Source organism: Legionella sp. D16C41 (assembly GCF_048541585.1).
Taxonomy (GTDB): Bacteria; Pseudomonadota; Gammaproteobacteria; order Legionellales; family Legionellaceae; genus Legionella_C.
On record NZ_CP183303.1, the window covers coordinates 1297251 to 1315939 of the forward strand.

The window sequence follows — 18689 nt, forward strand, 5'->3', positions numbered from 1 at the left end:
TAAATATTAATGACAATTATAATGGGTGTTTCTGGTGATAAGGGCTCTTTTTCTGAAGAAGCAGCTTTTCTTTATGCAGCCCAAAAAGCTATATCACCTACTTTTCATTATTTAATAGACATGGCAGGCGTGTTAAGTGCAATTGAGCGAGGCGATATTAATTTTGGTATTTTGCCTGTAGTAAATCTACAAGGTGGATTAGTAAAGCCTGCATTTCAAGCAATGGGTAAGTATTTGTTTCAACCTATTGATGAATTATGGCTTCATGTTAGACAGTGTTTGCTTGCTTTGCCGGGAGTGACAAAACAGCAAATAAAAAATATCGTCTCGCACCCACAAGGCCTTGCTCAATGCAAAGATTATATACAAAAAGAGTTTACAGGCGTTGTGCTTCATGAATGGATTAATACTGCTAAAGCAGCCAGAGATCTATCAGAAGGAATTTTTAGTGCAGATACCGCGGTGATAGCACCTAAGCGCGCAGCTGAGCTCTATGGTTTGGATATTTTAGCTACCAATATTGAAGATAGTAGTTCTAATTTAACTGCATTTATAGTGGTAAAAAACCGAGAGGGTTTATGAAATTGGGCACTTAGCATTCAGCTAATTTAAGTAAGTTTAAATTAATTAGTTGTTGAAAGGAGAAGATCATGCGCAAGCTTGAAGAATTAAGAACACAAATCAGACAGACCGATATGCATATCATTGAATCATTGGCCAAGCGTCAAGAGCTAGCAAAACAAATTGGCCAAATAAAATTAGCAGAGAAAAAAGAAATTGTTGATTTGGCACAAGAAAAAAGGCTTTTTGAATTTTATGAACAGTTATCAGAACAATGTCATCTACAAAAAACGTTTGTTAAGCGTCTATTTAAACTAATTATTGCTTACTCACGTAGTGTGCAAAAATTATAAAAAAAGCACTAGGAAACGCTTGGCACTTAAGCTTAATATATTGTATTAATCTTCAATGCCAAACAACGAATATCAGCTAAATGTTAGTCTTATATTCTTTATTCATAACTGAATTATTTATCCATGCTATTTAGCAGTTGTTAAAAAAATTATCATCCACTATAGCTGACTTTTTATATTATAAAACTTTATACATATTCCAAATTATTTTTCGCTTCGGCCATTAACTCCATTTTATTATCAGAAATTTTTGTAATTTGCTTGCCAAATTTCTCTGCTAACTGTTCTATAGCAGTCATCTCTGAAAACAACGTAGAATAGGCTTTTCCATATTCTTGCGAAGGAATAATTTTATTATACAGAGAATGATAATTATTACTTGGAATATTTTTTATGCTAGATACTTTATTATGTACTAAGTGGTTTTCTTTAATAATACTGGTAATTTCTTCAATATCTTTGCTAAATATTTCTTGCAGTTTGCTTACTAGCTTTTGTAGCTTTTCTACATCTTGATTAAATTCATTGTAATTAACTTTCATGTCTTCATGGGGGCATTTACTATTATAACCTTCAATACATTCTTTCCCTGCAATTGACATATTTTTAACATGCTGTGACATTAAATCAATTTGTTCTCTTAACAGCTTCACCTCAACCGCTTTTCTGCCTTCTTGCTTAAATATACTATTTGCGATATGGCTACTAGTAGTCATTTTAGGCTTAAGATTATTTAATCTCTGTTGTAGCTCATCGATAGTATTATTTTTTACTGTTGTGAAAGAGGTTAATTGAGTAAATTCATTTTTAAGTTTATCCAATGTAGCAGTATTTGTTGCAGTAAGAGAATTTGGTTTATTTTTTTCTTGAGAGACGTTATTTAATTCATATTTATCTTTTAAAATCGCAACCATATGTTGCATATTACGACTTTGGGCAAGCTCAAGTGGCGTTTGATTACTTTTGTCTTTTATGAAGCGTGCGCCTGAGTTTTGTAATAACTGCACAATGGGCTGGTGATTAAATAGAACGGCAGCATGTAATGGCGTAAAACCATTTCTTGCACCAATAATATTTAAATTGGCTTTACGCGCAATAAGCATCCGGGCTAAATCAATATTACCAGTGGAACAAGCATGGAATAAAGCGGTATATTTTATGTTATCATCGTGAGCGTATCGAATAGGTGTTTCAATATCAGCGCCCTTATCAAGCCATGTTGCAGCAAGCATATGGTCTTCACTGGTAATAGCTTTAGCAAAGTTTGCATTTAATATATTTTGATATTCTTTTAAGTAAGTTCGTATAGGGTGGCCTTCAGGCTTTTCTTCAGCAGCAGTTAAAGGATTCTTATTAGACTTAGCAGTAATAGTTAAACAAGCATTTTGTTGTACTAAATATCTTACAACTTCTGTATGGCCATTTATTATGGCATATAATATAGGTGTTGCATTATCAGCAGCGGTGACGTCAATTAGTTTGGGAAATTTTTCCACTAAGAATTGCACTATTTCTAAATGACCATTATCTGCTGCCCAATGTAATGCATTAGCACCAAATGTTGAGTCAATAATTTCTTCTATCTTAAATTCCTTTAATAAAGCTTCGAGCAGAGCTTTAAATAAAAAGGTATTTCCTTCTTTAATGGCATCAAAGAAAATTTTTTTAGTATCGCTTATTTGATCTGCAATTTTCACAATAAACTCCAATGTAAACTTTTATGACTAACATTTAGTTATAATTAGGGAGCGTTATTGTAACTATTTTGTCCTAGATAGCAATATTAAATACATTTGGGAGCTTTAATTTAGAAAGTAAGTGCATTTCTGTAAAAGCGACTAAATATTTTTAAATGGCCTAGTATTTACGCCACTTTAGCCTACGTCCTGCGGCTTGTCCGCAGGATCCAGTGAGGTGGCTGTGGGCTGGATACCGCGACCAAGTCGCGGTACGTAGAGGAAATACATTTGGCACAGTAAAGAAATAAGTTCAAGGCGCAAGGAGAGTGCCTGGGTAGCAGCTCTAAATTACATAAGGAATAAGTTTGTAAGGAACATGTTCACAATACTCATGCCAATATTTACCATATTTATTTAAGCAACGTATATCATCACGGAAAGCACGATCAACTAAAAGTAGTGTTAAAAAAGAAACATAAAAATAAGGTGAAAAGTGCGTAAAAAGAGCTGGAACAGACCAAAAGAAGGCCCCTGCAATTTCCGGCAAATAATGAAAATGGCGAGTAATACCCCAAAAGCCTGAATGGAGTAGAATACTTTCTTTACGCTCCCCTGTGGTAGTATAATAACTTGCCTTGGTAACTTTCGGTTTTCTTCCCCAAATTTTACAATTACCTTCCGTTTTGCGTACTAGTTGTCGCTGTCTGTCAGCTAAATAATTAGTTATAATGCTTAAAGTGCCAAGTATAAATATAACGACAGCTAGCCAGATATTTAATTGATTAGGATGATAAACAAGATACATAGTGGGAGAAGTATAAATACCAGGAACCCAAACCATGCAACCCCAACAAATATAATAACCAGCTCGATCATGCATGATATCGAGAGATGCTAAGTAGCCTGTTTCCCAAATAAAAAATTTAGTGATATAAATAAATTGTAAAGCTACGGCAATTAGCATCGAGTTACTTAAGCCAACTAATTGATGCTGCTTAGCGGCATAAGATAACAAAATTAACCCCCAGCTCATCATCCCAAAACGACAATTGATGAACATCTTAAGGTTAATTCCCCCAAGTATAGGATAAAGTTCCGTACCCCAATAATAATCAAAAATAAAATTACCCGTAGTCCCTGCATCAGTAGAAGAAGGCTTATAACGTCCTTTCAAATATAAAAAAACGCAGGTCATTAAACTTAAAATATTTAATGCACCTAAAATGGCCCCTAAATTATCAAAGATAATAGTGGCTGAAAAAAGTTGCCAATAAAAACTACATAAGCAAAATACAAGTACGGTAGTTAAAAAAGCTAAAATGCCATTGGCCTTATAAATAGGTACATTACCTTTAGGAGTTACAGGACCACAAAATCGTTTACCAGGAAGAACTTTAATTAAAATAACTTCAAATATAATAAACGTAACAATGATTAACCAAGCAGTAGTTGAGCCCCAAAAAACAGGCTGCCAAATTTGATAAATTGTCTTAAAGAGTCCATGTTGCCAGATAAGCTGCCAAAGCTCATTGAGGGAGCCATTTAAAACAGTATTGGTATACCACATCATCATGACAAATGGGGTACAACAAATAATAAGAAAAAGGGGGCCAATAGTATTACGAAGTTTATTTAGCATCATGCTGTCCTAAAATTATGACTGTCTTAAAAGCGATGGGATTGAATTTAAATTAAGACAAAGAGCATAATCTTTGTTAGTCCTAGTGGAGATATATTATTTAAAAGCTTAATTTTTTACAAGCGGCTAAAAACGTTTCATTTATTTTCTTGCATAGAAAAGAATAGAAAACAAAACAAGCGCCATACCTACTAATTCAAGCCTGGTTAACTGTTCATTTAAAATTAACCAAGCCAAAATGACCGTTGCAATAGGCATAATAGCAGTAGAAAGAGAAGCTAAAATACCGTCTACATATTTAGCTCCCATAAGCCAAAATACATAAAATAATCCTGAACTTAGTCCGATAATAAGTAGGAGCAGCCAGGTTGCTACATTAATATTTGCTGGCTCCCAATTTATAATAATTAGTGCAGGTAATAATAAGAGCGCGTTAATACCATTAAGTAGTGTTGATATTAAGAATATAGGTAGTCGGTTAGAATAAACTTTACAGAGCACATAATAAGAAGCCTCCGGTAGAAGCGCTAACAAAACTAAGCTATTGCCTAGAAGCGAATTATTATGACTTACACTATTTAATTTATCATAGCCAATAAGTAATAAACCCATCGTAGCAAAGACAACACATAAGGCTTTTTGCCGCGATATTTTTTCACCCAAGACTAGCCATGACATAATAGCTATCATGGCCGGTAAGGCACTAGTAATAATACCAGCTACATTAGCATCAGTGTAATTTAATCCTGTTAGCATTAAGCAATTAAATAAAACGCCTGCTGATAAGGCTTGGCCTAAAATAAAATACCAATCACGACGGTTAAGCTTCATTAAATGAGCTTTAAGAGAAATATTGCGTGCAGGCGTTGTCCAATGAAGAGGAAATAATACGAAGGTCGCTAACAAAAAACGAATTTCTAATAAAACCCATACCGGGATAGTAGCCAATAGTAATTTGGAGGTAATAATATTTACCCCAACCATAGTTTGAGCCAGCGTAAGAAAAACAATAGCTATAAAAAAGACATTTTTTTTCATTTTATAAGGCTCAGATTGAAACGATGGTAAACTTTAAGCCTTTTTATAAGGCACATTGAGTAAGTAATAATATACTAACTAAGAAAATTATTAAATGGATAAATTATAATTAGTAGTACGTTAATTCTTTAAATTAAATTGTTTAGCTCAGATCTAATTTGTTCTATAAGTTGAATTTTATTAACGCTTACTGATAATCTAAAAGTCATTGTAACGAATCTGTATTCCATTATGGAAAAAAACTCAGTTCATTTAATAAACCATACCTCAGCTTACGAGTTATATTTTCCAAATAAAGAAAATCGCTTGTCTAAATTAAAAGATTTATTCCCCGCAATTGATAAGCTCTATCAAAAATATAATCATCAATATCATGTCCCAGGATACGCTTTTGGCGTTATATTAGATGGCTTATTAGTACACAGTGGTAGTGGTGGCTATCTTAATCTTAAGGAGAAATTACCTACAACAACGCAATCCATGTTTAGAATAGCTTCAATGACTAAAAGCTTTACCGCCATGGCGATTCTTAAACTACGTGATGAGGGAAAATTGCGCTTAGATGATTGTATAAGTGATTATATACCTAATTTAAATTTTCAGCCTCCTATGCCTAACTGCTTGCCAGTCACCATTCGTGATTTATTAATTCATCAAGCTGGCTTACCAAGCGATGATCCATGGGGAGATAGGCATCTAAACTTATCTCAACCAGAATTAAATAGGTTAATTAAACAAGGTTTTAGCTGGGCAAATCCACCAAGAACAGCTTTTGAATACAGTAGTTTAGGTTATGTATTGTTAGGATTAATTATTGAACGTGTTACAGGTAAGGCTTATCAGAAGGTTATTGCGGAAACCATTTGGCAACCTCTTGGTATGACACAAGTATCTTGGGAAGTAAACGATATTTGTAGGGATAATTTAGCGCAAGGATATCGATGGTATAATGGAGGTTTCTATCATGAACCTTTATTATCAGATGGCTGTTTTGCGGCTATGGGCGGAATGATTTGTTCTTTAGAATCTTTCAGTCATTATGTTGCCTTACATCAATTAGGTTTTCTCCAAAAACAGAACTTAGATAATAAAATCTTAAAAGCTAGTACAATTTGTGAGATGCAACAAGCTTGGTCTTTTTCAGAGCTAAATAATTATCAATTTTTAGATGGTCAGCAAACCGTTATGATGAGTGGCTATGGCTATGGATTACGCTATTTGCAAGATGGTGCAAATAAAGTGTATATTGGGCACGCTGGTGGTTTACCAGGTTTTGGCAGTAATTGGTTTATTATGCCAGATTATGGGTTGGGTTTAATCCTTTTAACAAATGCTACTTATGCCCCAACGAGTCAAATAAATTTACAAATTTTAAACTTCTTAATAAAAGAAGCTTGTTTACCCAGACGGCAATTGAATACGTCTTTATTATTGGATATGAGAAAAAGAGCACTGATTGCTCTATTACCAAATTGGCAAGATGTAGAAGCGAATTCAATCTTTGCTGATAATTTCTTTCTAGATTGCCCCCTTAAAGATTTAAGAGTGCAAACATCATTATTATTTCAGCAAGCAGGTCCTATTTATGACTATAGTGATGTAGTTGCTGAAAGTCAGTTACGCGGATCTTTTTTGGCTTATGGCGAAAAGGCTAACATTAAAATAAATTTTTCATTAACTCCGCAAAACCCAGCCTTAATCCAAGAATGCCAGTTTGTTATAATTTAACTTTCAATTTAGGATAAAAAAAACACACTTAATTTTTCAATATCTCATTATAATTTTTTTTAAACTTAAGAATTTTGTATGAAATTAACTTTAATAAAATATGAAAAATCACAAGATATAATTTATAAAAACTTAGTAGAAAATTTAAAATGAAGAACCTATTTAAATTGGAAGAAGCTACTATATCAAAATTTAAGTTTGTTGATCTCACTGATGAATTGTCTACTTTATAGAAAGTAAATAATTTTTAAAGATAAATATAATTAAGTAAAGCAAGTATTACTTTAAAAGTCTTTTCATAATTTTTAAAAAAATTAATACTATTTAAAATCGGTAAATTGCAGAAATATTTTTTTAAAGAATAATAATTAGAAATTTAAAAACGTTTGACTAAATAAGAACTAAAAAAATATACAACAGAATTATTTGTAATCTTAAAGGTTGGAAATAGAATGAATTGAACAATTTTTTTAATTTTAGACATAATATTTCTGAGTAATTTTTTAGCAAATAAATAAATAAAAGCGTTTTAGTGAACAGTTAATTTAATTTTTGATCAACTAATCGCAATTTTTATATAAAAATTGCAATATTACCCTCCAAAATTTTTATCTTGGTATATAATTTAGTAACTTGGTAATATAAGCTTAATTTTTAATAGTGGAAAAGTTGCTTAAGAATTTGTTGCCAAGGATAATACTAATAACTTTAGCAAGGATTGCCATTATGAAAAAATTACTAATCGCATTAGTTGTTGTTTCATCATCTTTCGCATTAACTGGATGTGGTTGTGCGTTATTTGGTTGTGCGCCTGCTTACACTCCTCCACCTGTTTATACTAAATAAGCTTTTAAAATATTTAGTTTCTAGGTCGGGCTTTAAGCTCGACCTAGCTCTAGTCCAGTTATCCTAACTCTAGTTACCAGTTATATCATCAATTTTTTCACCAGCTTTTTGTGCAGGCCCTTTATTCTGAATTTTATCTTTGATACTTGCTACTTTGTTATCAAGTTGCTTGCCTTTTTTTTCTGCGGGCCCTTGTTGACAACTAGCCAAAAAAAATAAGCTGAATGTAGCAATGCAAATGGTAAACTTCTTAAAACTTTTCATAATTCCCCTGTTGATAAATGTAAATTTACTTAGGTTTTTTATTAATATCATGGCAGAGTATACAACGGCTTTTCATAATTAAAAAAGCATACTAAATAAAATTACTTATTTTCAGTAAAATTGGGCGGATATTTATTCCAGCTATAACCTTTTTTTCCTAAAATATAACCTTCATTAAAAAGTTTGCGCATATAACGATGATCAAATAGTGACTTTGGTTTTTCTACAAAACTGCTAGGAATAAAAGCTAAGTTATAGTCAATATTATCTCTTTGACAGTAGACATAAATACGATATAAATCACCTACACCTTGAGTTTTAGTTAAAGTGGCAATTACTCGACTCGCTATATTATGGAGTTGAGGACTTACATTTTCCCATTCAGGAAATACCTTTAAATTACGAATAATATATAAATGACGTTTAATATTTTTTTGTGAGTCATGAGAGACTCTTGCAAAAGGTGTGATAGCATTTTCAAATAGCATGACTTGTGTTTCTACGCCGCCATCAACATGCATTTCTTTATAGATTTTACCTTTATACTCCATTTTAAAATATTGTGGCGGAAAAAATCCTGGCAAAGCCGAAGAAGCTAATAAAATTTTATGAAGGAGTTCTAAGCTATTAGGATTACCACTTACCGCAATAGCTCCTATATCCCAAATCACTAGACGTTGTGCATTAAGTTGTGTCGTTCCTATTAATAAGCGCCTTCCTTTTAGATGTTCACGTGCAATTTCATTTAACATTTTTTGGTTAACTATCTTTTTAATAAGGCGTGCTAAAGGTTGATTGGTAGCTGCTGAAGGCGATAAAACAGGTTTAATATATGTAAAGGCGATTGCAAGAGGATTTTTAAGTTCATAAACATCTTCATCAGCTAAGGTGGTATATAGCTCTTTTAGTTTTTCATCATATTTAGGCCCTAAGAAAGCAAAAGGAGCTATGAGTGCGCCCGTGCTGATACCACTAACTAATTTAAATTCAGGCCTTGTACCATTTTTAGACCACCCATATAATAGGCCAGCACCGAAAGCGCCATCTGCCCCCCCACCTGATAAGGCTAAAGCATTGATAGAAGTAGGCAAACGATTACCATAAACTTTTAATTCTTGTTTTACGGCTTCTTGGGCACTTTTTTCCATAGCAAGGCTTTGCCTATCACCCCAGGCTCTAATATCTTTAAAGCCTAATACTTGTGCTTCATTTTCTAATTGATTTGGTAAGGCGCGATATAGGCTTGCTTGAGTACAGCTAGTAAGTAGCATAACTATGAATAGATAATTTACCGTACGACTTAAAGTTAGATAGTTCATTGAGAAAGACTGCTTAAAATATTGCCATTTATTAGAGGGTGATAATAAAAGACATCAGGATGTTTGTAAATAAATTAGTCAAATTCAAAGCTTATTTAATTGATTTACTCTAAATGAGAGCAGAAAATGATGATTGGAAATAGGAAAATGGGTAAAAACTATTAAAATAAAACTCATACAACAGCTCTAGACTAATAATAGAGGTAATGAAGCAACAGCAATAACTGGTATGTAAGTTGAAATGAAGTAAATTATTAATAGTAGAAAACCAACTAAAATATAGTAAAAATTTAAATAACTCCTTGTAAGAAAAGTTAATTTGCCAAATTATTCTTATTTTATACTTTATTTTCTTTAATTTGACAATTAGGAATAAATTTGCCAAGTTTAATGAGGGATATAATTAACTATTAACAAGGAAAAATTATGAGAAATTATACAAGTGAAGGAAATAGAAATGTTAATGAAATGCTTGATAGAGGAACACAAGAATTAAAAAAATCAGGTCACGATTGGCTTGATTATGTACAAGATCATCCTCTACAATCTATGTTCTTTGGTATGGTTGCATATCTTGCACTTAAAGGAATGATGCATAGATAATTATAATTTATGGCCTTAAAAGATATAAGCTTTCTTTTAAGGTCATAAAATTGCAGTAATTTACAAATAGATATGAGAGTCAACTTATAACCCTGCATGATTTCATACTGTTTAGAGAAATTCTAGAAAGTAAGAATCTATTTAATAGTAATTATCTGTGATTTATTAGTAAGTCTTATTCTATTTAAGAAATTTAATCTCAAACCTAACATCAATAAGCGCATGTTAGGCTTGCAAGATTTGGTTAGAGCATCGAAAGATGCTCTAATTGGTTTAAGTAACAATTTTATAGTGAGTAAACTGATAAATTCATACTAGTTTAGTTCTTAATCTATAAAATATTAGGAACAGTGGTTACATTTTTAGATTTCCTAGTGTTTCGATTTGCCTTCGTCAACTTAATAGCTGATGGCAAAATGCTAAAGTTACCAGAGATATTAAAAAATGAGCTATTAGGAACTATCTTGACAGATACTCCGTTAGCACCAATAACCATTAAGCGTGCTGTTGGAGTAGCAATATTAGGAATAAAAACACTTCCAATACCTGTATTTGGCAAGTTCTTTGCCACTACATACGGATAAGTATTACCACCATCAACAGATAATAACATATTAACCAAGCTTGCATTAATGGGTGGTAGGTTAGTATTAGCTACTTGCCATGTCACGACTTGCCATGTATTTCCAGCCCATTGTGTACCAGTTGCAGGCGCTGTGACTACGAAAGGCCCTGCATTAGCATCAACGATTACTCGGGCGTTACGGTATGCATTGCAAGAACCACCTAGCCTGTTAGTTCGAACTGATACACGAAAGTTCATAGTCCTTGATACAGCTGGTAACACTTCCCAAGTAAAAGGACCACCATTAGCTAAGGCAGTTAGTCTTGGAAAAAAACGTGTAAGATTTAAGCTTGGTGAAAAGCTTCTAAAATTAGGCCCACCGGTGGCTTCACTTGATGGCGGTTGAGGTGAAACCTCGTTATCCATTTGTTCCCAAGTATAAGTTAAATGCCTACTATTAGTACCATTATTTGCTATTGCAGTTAATAAAAATGGCGTGTTTGCTGGAATAACAAGTTCAGTTAATAGCTTAATAACTGGCGCAGCAGGGATTGGTATTTTAACAGCGCAAGTGTGCGTAGGGCTAGAAATAAAGTTACCAATTTCTTGTAAACTAATTCCATTGAAATAGCTATTAGAATATTTCTGAACATTAGGAGCACAAATGCCTGCATACCCCATAATAGTACTACCACTACCAGGTTCTACAGCGGTAGGATCATATCTATTACAGTTATTATTTTGAGTATGATTAGCACCAAATTGATGTCCCATCTCATGAGCTACATAATCGACATCAAAGGGATCACCAATAGGATTATTAAAGGTTGTAGCGCCTTCAGCTTTTTCACTTGGGTTACAAACACTAGCCAGCGCTGCCAAGCCATTATTTCCATTAGATGCGTCAACAACATGTCCAATATCATAGTTGCCTGAACCAATGACCGTGTCTAGGTTAACTTGATTTTCGGGTAATAATAATTCAGTGTTTCCTGAGGTGTAAGGCTGAGCGGCCGGATTGGTATAAATAATACTAGTATTATTAGGTATAATTTGCATGGTTACTGCAATATCACGCTCATAAATACCATTAACTCGATTCATCGTCGTTACTTCAGCTGCTAAGGCCATTGGCACAGTACCACCAAAATAAGCTGTATATTGAGCAGTTGCTGCTAAAGCTAGGCGATATCTTCGAAGTTCACAACTTGCAAAATTGATAAAATTTTTAGATTTGTTGAGAGGTACTATTTGCTGACCTGAAACATTACATTTAAGGTTTCTTTTAGTAATAAAATCTTTTTTATTATAAACAATATAAGTTTGTGTATTCCCTTTTTCAACAGGGTCAATAAAAACGGAATTTTTATCAGGTGATAAAATCATGGCATGAAAACCATGTGGTGTTATATCAAACTTAACTAGCTCGCCTGAATCATCAATGCTATAACCATCAAAAGTTTTAATTTCAGGAAATTGAGCCGCTAACTTTGGATGCATAGTGCTATTTGTTCTCACCTCATATGTGTGAGTAGTTCCATCAGGTTGTGGCAATTTAATTAAAAGAGGTGGCGTTTTTGTAAGATCATCTCGATTTTGTACATGCTCTAATTCAGCGTATAAATGATTAATATCCATTTCAACAATGCGATAGTGATTAGAGCTCAGCTGGAATTGATTACTTAATGGAAAAGATTTTAGTTCTTTTGTAACAGTTTGAATTATTTTACCGGTTGGCTGTTCAGCTGCAAATAAGCTAGGAAAAAATAGAAATAGTACTGCACCAGTAGACATCCTTGCCATAGTCATAGTCCTTAAATGAAATTTAAAGCAAGGAAATATATTAAATTTAAATAGTTTTAATTTCAATGAGATAGGATTAAATGATATGGAATAGGGCTAATATTTAAAAGGGACAAAAGTCTAAGCTAGGTTTTCGCTTACAGAAAGGCCAAAAAATTTTTTCGCAAGCTTCCCTAATGAACTTTGCTTTTTATACTAATATAGTAGTTAGTTGCTATTAAAGTGCTGCATAAATAGCTACTCAATAACTCAATGTAGGGAAACAATGAAGCTTATTTATGGTTTTATTATTTGGTTTATCATAACATTATTTGTTGTTTACTCTTTCTGCTTAAGTACAGCAGCAGCTGTATTTTCACAAGCTATTAAAGTATCTTTAAATTTAACAGATTTAAGTGCCTCTATGGCAACAAGTGCTTTTATTTTAGGTTTTGCAATAATGCAGATTCCTGCAGGATATTTATTAGATAAATATAATGCACGATATGTTGTAAGCGTTGGGGTATTTTTGCTTGCCTTAGGGAACTTACTTATTTCATTGTCTTCTAGTTTAGTATGGTTTAGTTTGGCTAATTTTTTACAAGGTTTAGGAGCTGCTTTTGCTTTTGTTGCCGCAGCAATTTTAATATCACAATGGTTTTCAGCCCAGGCATTTCCTATTTTATTTGGTCTTACTCAGGCAATTGCGTGTATTTTAGCAGGAATAATTCATTATGTTTTTACACAAGCTTTAGAAACTTACACATGGAATAGCTTATATGGCATACTTTCTTTGGTTGGCTTCATTTTATTAATCCTATCTTTGTTAATTGTAAAAACGCCACCTAATTACCAGCGAGATAATATTATCTCTTTAAAAGAATCATTGTTCTCTATTTTAAGAAATCGGCAAATCATTCTTTGTTCGTTAGCAGCTGCAACGTCTTTTGGCATCTTACTGGCTTATGCTAGTTTTTGGTATATGAAAGTACAATCTTATTATTCTGTAGGTAATCTTGAGGCCGTTTTTATTAGTGGGATGATTTTTTTAGGTATAGGAATTGGTACGCCTTTTATAGGTTGGATATCTAATTTAGTTAAATCGAGAAAATTAATTTTGCATTTGTCCTTAGTATTGGGAACAATGGCGCTTATTTTGGTTATTTATTTGCCTCATTATAATATAAATACTTTAATTATTATTAAAATAGTTTCTTTTTTAACAGGTTTCCTACTTTCGGGATCAATGCTTTTTTATACCATGATTAATGAAATTGCTTCAGATAATATTCGTGGAGTTGCAATAAGCTTTATTGATACTTGTGTATTTTTATTTAATACGTTTATGCTGTTTATTCCCTATTTATTTTTAACTTCTATTTCTAAAGAATTTTTTACCTATCTGTGGCTACTACCTTTTTTTGTATTATTCTCCATTTTACTTCTTTATTTTATTAAAGAGACCTATATTGATGATTAAAAATTTAAAATTTTAAGGTTAATAGCTTTACTGCGTGGCATAATAGGTAACTTTTAAATTCTATTTTAATAAAAGGAAACTGGCTTCGTGGTTAGAAAAGTAATTGTCTGCTTTCTTTGTTTCTTTAGTTTTGTTGTAAATGGTAAGCCTTTTATTGATAAAGATGTAAGGCAGGCAATGCAATTAAGTTATTTAGGACAGCAAGGCGTTTTTCAATCACTATTTTTGTTTTTTAATTCTAACGAGAAGAGAAATGCTTTTATTGACGTTATAAAAACCAATCCTAATCTTTCGGTTATGTCTTTAAATTTTATGCCAGTAGCGATAGTTACTTTTATACCTACTGCGAAAATTTATAAAAAAATTACGCAATCTGCAGATATTCTTTATATTGCTCTAAATAAACCTGCTAATGAGAAAGTAGAATTAAGCTCTCATTCAACTCATCCAAGAGTGCCTTTTCGCTATCCAGGCATTGATTTATGGTGGCAACATGGATTTAAGGGATACCAAGGTGTGTTAGGTTTAATCGATTCAGGAATTTCTCCTGAGCATCCAGCGTTAGCAGGGAAAAAAGTAATTATAAATAAAACGAGTGATTCACATTATATTGATTATCCTTTTGGTGTTCGTACAGCACATGGTACAGGAGTTGCCTGTATTTATGCTGGGTTTCCCCGAGATAAAAATCAGCATGTTAGAGGAGTGGCTTACAAAACGCCGATAATTTTATCCACCTTAGCTGGTGAAGGCACAGCACATCAACATCATTTTTGGCTTACTTATTCTAGTTTAAATTGGTTGTTATCTTCTTCCTATCAGCCAACAGTTATAAATTATAGTTTTGGTAATGGTGATGTGACTTGTCCTTTTTGTCCTGATTGGAGTGGCATGGGAAAAATTGTAGATTATATTGTTAATCAAAAGAAAATATTATGGGTGACTTCAGCAGGCAATAATGGCTATATCAAGCAACGCAAAAGCGCACCATTCGTTTCTACCTTAACTGTACCTGCCGAAAGTTATAATGCTTTAACAGTAGCTAATATGAATATGTATACTAATGCAAAAGCTACAGCGCGTAAATTTAATCGCCAAAGTCATGCTATTTATTTTTCTAGCAGCCGAGGGCCAACGCTAATTGGTAGAAAAAAACCCGATATTGCAGCGCCAGGTAATGATACTTTAACCTGCGCACCTGATCCTAAAAAATATCAATTACATTATCCAAGCGCTATGCAATATAAAAATGGCTATCGCTTAATGGGTGGAACAAGCTCAGCGGCACCCCATGTAGGCGGAGCAGTTTTGTTGCTAAATGATGCAGGCATTGTCAATCCTATCGCAATTAAAGCATTATTAATAAATAGTGCTGATACTTGGACTGATAGTAATAAGCCTGGCCCTGACGATCCTACTTATGCGTATAGAGGGGGACATCATCCTATAGCAGGGTCACAATGGAATCCTACCTATGGTTGGGGCTATATGAACTTACAAACAGCCTTTTACCAAAGACACTTTATTATCGAAAGTAAATTAACCCTTAAAAAACCTGTACTTATTTATCACTTAAAAATTCGCCCACAAGATAAAATTACTTTGGTTCATGAGCGTCGGGTTGGCTTTAATAAAAATGGCCAGCTATGGCATTTAAGTCAGCTAAAGTTAGAGATTTTAGATATGAAATCTGGTAAACAGCTTGCTAAAGATGATAGTGCTATTGATAATGTTCATCAGGTGTCACTATGTAATGCAGCCAATTTAATTCAATGCTTTCAAACAAAACCTAAAGAAATTATAGTCAAAGTTAGTTTAAATGATAAAAGAATTGATGGCAGCAATGAAGAGCCTTTTGCCTTAGCATTGCCTACCAAAGTTATAACTGATGCGTAAGTTAATTAAATTATTAACTGACAAAAAAACAAGCTTCATTTCATAGCCATTAATAAATTTAATTTTAATGAGAATTAAGCTTAAAACTTAAGCTTGAAATTGGCCTTTATCAAGGAGAGCTGATTTGGAAATCGATATCATATCTTATGAACAATTAATAGATCCTACTTTTTTGGCAGCTAACTTGGAAGAGCCTTTATTAAAAAAAGGTATTATAGGAATCAGTCATGTCCCCAATTTTCAATCAATTTATAGAGAATATATTCAAGTAGCTAGAAAATTTTCTCTACTCAGGGAAGCAATTAAGAAACAATACGCGCCAGACTTAGAAGCTGGATTAACCGAAGGTTATGAAATTGGTGCTGAGTGGTTTAAAAATTCAGAAGGTGAATGGCAAATTGATGAGCAAAAAGCTTCTTACTATGCTTATGTACCTGATAACTCCTTAAACAAATGGCCAACTGAACTAGACTTAAAAACAGCTTATCTAAAATTAGGTGAGCTTATCTTTACAACAGGAAAAAAACTATTAACTAAAATCGGTTTAGATGAAAGTAATAATATAAATCATGAGTTACTTCAAGGCTACGGGCGAATGCTTCACTATCAAAAAGCGCAAAGTAGTGTTCAAAGCCATAATGATTGGTGTGGTGCTCATTACGATCATGGCTTATTTACCGGTTTAGTGCCCGCTGCCTACTTTAAAAATGGCAAAGAAATTGATGAGCCAGAAAGTGCAGGATTATATATTATGCCAACTAATGCACTGTCTTTTGAAAAAGTAAGATTACCTAATAAGGCAGTTTTGTTATTTCAAGTTGGCGAGTTTGCTCAGCTAATTTCGCATGATCGTTTGAAAGCAACAAAACATATGGTTCAAAAGGCACCTGCAGGCATAGAACGATATACATATGCTTTATTTTATAACCCAGACGAAGCCTTAACGATTAAATCAGATTCTGAATTGAATCGAGATAAAAGATACACTGACTATCAAGATAAGGACGGTTTTATTAACTACAAAAACTGGGCTATAGCCTCTTTGAAACAATATCAAGTTAGTTGATTTAACGATAAAGTAACTTTGCTTTTGCTAATAAATCATTAGCTCCTACAGCGATGGTTGCGGTAATTATAAAGCAAGTAATAAATGCCTTGCTTCTGCAATAACTACTTACCCTAAAAACCCTTGTTTTTTTAACTAATTTAATATTGAGCCTAAAAAAACAAAAATGTGGCTGAATTTTAATTAAGTAAAAAGCGTTAGTAACGGTTGACTACTTTTAAGTTCGACTATCTTGCTGTGATTGACCTATATTTAAAAAAAATTTTCTAAGCTTATAACGTCAATTTCTACTATATAATCTAAATAAAATTTTGATTAAATATTAATCAATTAGTATAATAATTAGAATTAATATATTATTTTTAGGTAAAGTTATGGCTTTGGTGCATGATACTATTGACGATTTCTTAATGGCATATTGTGTTTTAAATCCCGATTTGGATTTTATAGAATTAACTGAGTTTTTAGAAAAATTTTCCGAAGAGGATAGGTTAAAAATTTTTAATATTCAAGGTAATTTTAACTTAACGTCTGAAGAAAAGAGTTTATTAGTTAATAACAGCTTAGATTTTATTAAAAATTTATTAGAATATAATGCCGTTAAGGTAAGTTTATTTTATTTAATTGAAAGTAATAAAGATAAAGTTATTAAAATTTTACAGGCGCAAGATACTGTAGCACTTCGTGATATTATAATTGAAAGTGTATCGAGCGCTTTAAATAATAGCCAGGATGCTCTCACTAAACAAAATATAATTAATAAAATAATTACCTTATTTACAGCGATTGAGGAAAAAAAACAACTTAAGGAAAAAATAGATAAAGAGCAAGCTGTAAACTTTAATTCCAGTTCTACATTAGAACAAGAAGATGGTATGAGCTCTAACAAAGAACAAAGCGATAGTATAGACGTTGTTTCATCAGAACCTCTAAGTTTACCGCCATTTTTTTTAGAAGATAAAATTGTTCAACAAACCTCCTGGGAGGTAGCATCTGAGCAAAATGTGGTAAAGAATTTAAATAATAAAGAAGATATTGATTTGACTGGCAAGGAAGATAGAAATCTAACAGTATCTAAGAAACGTGCCGCTGGAGAAATAGACGAGATTAAAGGTACAAAAGTTCAGAGATTAAATGAAAAATCTAGTCTTGAAACTAGAAATAGAGAAAACCTAAGTAGGAACTTTTTTCAACCAGTCAATAATGATCGACCTAAATCTACAAAAAGTACTGAATATAAACCACAGAGTTTAAGCCAATCACCAACTGAGAATAGAAAACCTAAAGATGTTGAGGAAGCAAAAAAACATACTGGCGTTGATAACGATAATAATTTTATTTCCTTTAACGATTTAATTAATGAATTTAAAAATAGTGGCCTCAGATAATTTTCTCAATATTATCCTGTTGTGCAACAATAGATTCTTTTTCTAGTAGAGAGCATCCATAATATAAGATCCAATCACAATAATTTTTGGATTCAGCGTTTATTTAGCCAGTAAAAAGAATAGATCATTAAAATTTCAGAACTTTGATTAAAGACCTGATGGTTAACATAGGAATCAAAATAGATAATATCATTTTCTTTCAAAGGAGAAATAATTTGGTTGTAATGCAGTGTTCCATGCCCGCGTAAAATAATCCAGATTTCTTGTTCTTCATGGTAATCCAGTGGAGTCTGACAACCTGGTTGAACTTCAAAATAACTAGCGTTAAATGGTATACTTTTATCAAGGCAAATCTCATTTAAAAAAACGCCTTTTGCCAGCATTTCTTTTTTCCCTAAATTTAACTTAATCGTATTCGACATTAGGTAGCATTGCTCCATCTTATTTCATTAGACCTCTTGCATAACCTACTTATTTTACGC

Annotated in this window: 15 protein-coding genes; 8 read left to right on the forward strand and 7 right to left on the reverse strand. The window is 32.7% G+C overall.

All coding sequences use genetic code 11. The features are described 5' to 3' along the window. Positions 1 to 9 precede the first annotated feature (9 nt). Positions 10 to 582 (forward strand): prephenate dehydratase domain-containing protein, encoded by a 573-nt coding sequence (locus tag ACNVED_RS05725; protein WP_419420793.1) that lies wholly within the window; start codon positions 10 to 12, stop codon positions 580 to 582. Positions 583 to 650: 68 nt separating this feature from the next. Then, positions 651 to 914 carry a chorismate mutase gene (locus tag ACNVED_RS05730; protein ID WP_419420794.1) on the forward strand — a complete coding sequence of 88 codons (264 nt, stop codon included), beginning with the start codon at positions 651 to 653 and terminating at the stop codon, positions 912 to 914. A 188-nt stretch (positions 915 to 1102) separates the two neighbouring features. Here ACNVED_RS05730 and ACNVED_RS05735 read toward each other — a convergent pair whose 3' ends face one another. From ACNVED_RS05735 to ACNVED_RS05745, 3 genes are all read right to left on the reverse strand, one after another. Further along, complete coding sequence (locus tag ACNVED_RS05735; RefSeq protein ID WP_419420795.1) at positions 1103 to 2611, reverse strand: ankyrin repeat domain-containing protein; 1509 nt, start codon at positions 2609 to 2611, stop codon at positions 1103 to 1105. Between the two features lie 325 nt (positions 2612 to 2936). Further along, the gene (locus ACNVED_RS05740; protein ID WP_419420796.1) at positions 2937 to 4232 is read right to left on the reverse strand and encodes a 7-dehydrocholesterol reductase; all 1296 of its coding nucleotides are present in this window, start codon (positions 4230 to 4232) and stop codon (positions 2937 to 2939) included. Positions 4233 to 4373: 141 nt separating this feature from the next. Then, entirely contained in the window at positions 4374 to 5270 is an 897-nt protein-coding gene (locus tag ACNVED_RS05745) for a DMT family transporter (protein WP_419420797.1), read from the reverse strand. Between the two features lie 231 nt (positions 5271 to 5501). On the opposite strand from ACNVED_RS05745, the gene ACNVED_RS05750 reads away from it, so the two are divergent. Further along, positions 5502 to 6998 carry a serine hydrolase domain-containing protein gene (locus tag ACNVED_RS05750; RefSeq protein WP_419420798.1) on the forward strand — a complete coding sequence of 499 codons (1497 nt, stop codon included), beginning with the start codon at positions 5502 to 5504 and terminating at the stop codon, positions 6996 to 6998. Positions 6999 to 7913: 915 nt separating this feature from the next. On the opposite strand, the gene ACNVED_RS05755 is transcribed toward ACNVED_RS05750, so the two are convergent. Next, positions 7914 to 8108, reverse strand: a complete 195-nt coding sequence (locus tag ACNVED_RS05755; protein ID WP_419420799.1) for a hypothetical protein — start codon at positions 8106 to 8108, stop codon at positions 7914 to 7916. Positions 8109 to 8209: 101 nt separating this feature from the next. Continuing rightward, complete coding sequence (locus ACNVED_RS05760) at positions 8210 to 9427, reverse strand: patatin-like phospholipase family protein (RefSeq protein WP_419420800.1); 1218 nt, start codon at positions 9425 to 9427, stop codon at positions 8210 to 8212. Between the two features lie 426 nt (positions 9428 to 9853). Between ACNVED_RS05760 and ACNVED_RS05765 the strand changes: the two genes are divergently transcribed. Further along, the gene (locus tag ACNVED_RS05765; RefSeq protein ID WP_419420801.1) at positions 9854 to 10030 is read left to right on the forward strand and encodes a hypothetical protein; all 177 of its coding nucleotides are present in this window, start codon (positions 9854 to 9856) and stop codon (positions 10028 to 10030) included. A gap of 331 nt (positions 10031 to 10361) precedes the next feature. On the opposite strand, the gene ACNVED_RS05770 is transcribed toward ACNVED_RS05765, so the two are convergent. Then, positions 10362 to 12398 carry a reprolysin-like metallopeptidase gene (locus ACNVED_RS05770; protein WP_419420802.1) on the reverse strand — a complete coding sequence of 679 codons (2037 nt, stop codon included), beginning with the start codon at positions 12396 to 12398 and terminating at the stop codon, positions 10362 to 10364. Between the two features lie 265 nt (positions 12399 to 12663). Here ACNVED_RS05770 and ACNVED_RS05775 point away from each other — a divergent pair, with 265 nt between their 5' ends. The 4 genes from ACNVED_RS05775 (at position 12664) to ACNVED_RS05790 (ending at position 18207) form a co-directional block, all read left to right on the forward strand. After that, entirely contained in the window at positions 12664 to 13857 is a 1194-nt protein-coding gene (locus tag ACNVED_RS05775; RefSeq protein ID WP_419420803.1) for an MFS transporter, read from the forward strand. A gap of 87 nt (positions 13858 to 13944) precedes the next feature. Beyond that, on the forward strand, positions 13945 to 15753 hold the full coding sequence (locus tag ACNVED_RS05780) for a S8 family serine peptidase (protein ID WP_419420804.1): 1809 nt from the start codon (positions 13945 to 13947) through the stop codon (positions 15751 to 15753). 124 nt (positions 15754 to 15877) lie between these two features. After that, entirely contained in the window at positions 15878 to 16819 is a 942-nt protein-coding gene (locus ACNVED_RS05785) for a 2OG-Fe(II) oxygenase family protein (RefSeq protein ID WP_419420805.1), read from the forward strand. A gap of 374 nt (positions 16820 to 17193) precedes the next feature. Beyond that, complete coding sequence (locus ACNVED_RS05790; RefSeq protein ID WP_419420806.1) at positions 17194 to 18207, forward strand: hypothetical protein; 1014 nt, start codon at positions 17194 to 17196, stop codon at positions 18205 to 18207. 92 nt (positions 18208 to 18299) lie between these two features. Here ACNVED_RS05790 and ACNVED_RS05795 read toward each other — a convergent pair whose 3' ends face one another. After that, on the reverse strand, positions 18300 to 18629 hold the full coding sequence (locus ACNVED_RS05795) for a cupin domain-containing protein (protein WP_419420807.1): 330 nt from the start codon (positions 18627 to 18629) through the stop codon (positions 18300 to 18302). Positions 18630 to 18689: the final 60 nt, after the last annotated feature.